The following is a 2,734-nucleotide window of genomic DNA, read 5'->3' on the forward strand; positions in this document are numbered from 1 at the left end:
GGACGGGTAAAATAGAAAATTAAGACATTGAATGATTATAAATTTTTTAATAAATAAAATAGTGTATTCTATATTTATTAGGCGACAATTATAATGAGCGTAGGTAATAAATTAATGAATTCATACAAGCTTGTAAGTTTTAAGGTAGTACTTGTCGCAACATATAAAGGCTGTCGTACTGTTACTATAAAACTTACAAACTTAATGCTACATAAAAACACATGAACTTAAAGCACTTGATTGTCTAAAATAGGCGACGAGTGCTTTTTTGTTTTAGCATGAAAAGGAAAAGAGCGTTATAAACTTATTGATGCCGATAAGATGAATAAGCTTAAAAATGGTATACAGAATAATACTTTTAGTGTAGATGAGCTGTCTGAGATTAGAAAAAAGATGTCTGAATTAGGCATTACTAAAGAATATGATGAAGTATTAGCTAAAATGGATTTTGGCAAATATCTCAAAGGACTAATAGGTGATTCACCTACTATTATGATAGATCCACATGCACATCATATTTTATATAAAAGGGTTTAGGTGAGGCTCAACAAAAACTCGTTCAAGAAGGTCAAGAATATTAAGGGAAAATGGTATTGAGCCTGTAATTGGGAAAAAAATTTAGTTTGGGCACCAAATAGAGTTTCCGGACAACATAGTTTTGCAGCTCTTGAAAATGTTGTTAAGCAGTTGATGCGGCTGGTGCAGACATAGATGATATCATAGAAATACTAGAAGACCTTGGAAAACAAACTGCTTCAAGGAAATAGAGGTTAAAGGAGAAATTAATATGGATAAGAATCAATTTGCTAAAGATATTAGAAGTGCCATAAAAAGTGGTCAATTGGATACTTTAAGAGATTTACTTGAGAAAGAACCAGAAATGTTAACATGGATGACACCTTTTGGTACTTGGTTACATGTAGCGACAGCACATGGACATTTAGAGATAGTAGAATATCTTATTAATGCTGGAATAGATATTAATGCACAAGGTGGAACTTTCTCTACAAATGCTCTTGAAAGAGCGATTGCAAAAGGACATTTAGATATTGCTGATTATCTAATTAGCAAGAATGTGGAGATTGATATTAGTGAACCAGATAGAAATCCTCTTTTTGCTGCAATATATGGTGGGCATTTGGAGATTGTTAAATTATTAGTTGAGAATAATATAAATATATCTATTAAATACACTGGAGAAACCATGAAAGATATGGATGCTTATGCATTTGCCATAGAAAGAGGACAAACAGAAATTGCTGAATATTTAAAACGAATGATGGATGAAAAAGAATAAATAAAGAGTTACAGTATAAAATCCTACAATAAAGAAATTAATAGGCTCATTTGTTTAAGATAGAATTTATAACTATAAAGCACTTGATTATCTTTTAGGCAACAAGTGCTTTTTTGTATGGAACGTACTCGTTAGATAACATAAATAATGACTGTATGAAATTCATAGCTCATGAAGGTAGTACCCTCATGGCATTCTGTTTTAGTACTGTGTTTGTGAAAATAATAAGATAAATAGGCGAGATGACATATTACATGTCAAGAAGACTTATGATACTGAAAAACCCACAAACTAAAAACAATGACAAAGCTCGTAATGCTAAAGGTGATAACGATACGGATACATAAAGATAGTGAATAATAAAAAGTGAAGATTTTTGAGTGAAACAATAAGAATGTGATTTGTTTGAGAAGCGAAAGCTCATGATGGTTGTACCATCATGGAGTATCATTTTAATACTTGGATAGTAAGAAAAGTACGATAATTAGGCGAGATGACATTTTATATGGTGGATAAAAAGTAGGTTACGTAAGAAGGTTACTAGTTTAGCATCAGGGCAGACAAAAATTGGGTTGTATTTTTACAAGAGACGGTCGTATAATACTCGCTATTCGTTTAAAAAGCGTTACATAAATTTTAATTACCTAACGGGAGAAAGGTATATTGAATTACTATACTTACTAGATCAAAGATACCCAGACTTAAACTTGAAGAGAAGTATTCAAATTGCTGAGGAATACATGGATTAAATAGGGGTAACAAAGTTTTCGAATCCAAAAGTTTATGTAAAAAATATTAATTTAGACTAATTACTTTTTTAGAAGAAACAAGTATTAATGTTGTATCGAGAGAGAAATTCTGATTTTTTAAAAAAATCCTTGATTGGCTAAAAGCCTTTCAAGGTTTTTTACTTTAATTAATGGTCTTAGTAAGGCTAAAATAGATTATAACCCTTATTCCGAGTAGTATTTACTAAATAAGAAAATTTTTGAACTATGATTATTACTATACTTAACTATAAAGCACTTGATTTCTCTTTTAGGGAATCAGGTTTTTTTATGAGAAGCTAGAGTTATAGTAAACATTTTTATAAATTCACCGGCTATTATGATTACAAGCGCGCAGTCGAAGGCGGCAAAGGCATCTATTCGGCAACAAAAGGAATCAGCGCCGCCGAAAATGCCATGAGCACCTACAAAAACGTAAAAGCCTTCAGCACCCTGGAAAAAACCGAAATGGGCATCTACGGCCTTCTATCCGCTAACGGACTATCCGAATACGTAACCGGCAAAGACATGTTCGGAAACGAACTCACAGACCAGCAGCGTCAAGCAAGCCTAACCCAAAGCATCTTCGCAGGCCTACCATTTGTGCCAGGTATGGCGAAAGAAGCCAACCGACTTGGCCAACAAGCCTTGAACTCCACCGTCCAGATTG

Annotated in this window: 2 protein-coding genes and 1 pseudogene; all 3 read left to right on the forward strand. The window is 33.0% G+C overall.

Annotation, left to right across the window (positions count from 1 at the left end; all coding sequences use genetic code 11):
• Positions 1-321: 321 nt before the first annotated feature.
• Positions 322-537, forward strand: a complete 216-nt coding sequence (locus ACLIJJ_RS26725) for a hypothetical protein (RefSeq protein ID WP_411412008.1) — start codon at positions 322-324, stop codon at positions 535-537.
• A gap of 250 nt (positions 538-787) precedes the next feature.
• Entirely contained in the window at positions 788-1,297 is a 510-nt protein-coding gene (locus ACLIJJ_RS26730; protein ID WP_411412009.1) for an ankyrin repeat domain-containing protein, read from the forward strand.
• A 1,184-nt stretch (positions 1,298-2,481) separates the two neighbouring features.
• Positions 2,482-2,734 (forward strand): annotated as a pseudogene (locus ACLIJJ_RS26735) (hypothetical protein); the annotation flags it as partial.

The organism is Niallia laureatilytica, from assembly GCF_046613985.1.
Taxonomy (GTDB): Bacteria; Bacillota; Bacilli; order Bacillales; family Cytobacillaceae; genus Niallia.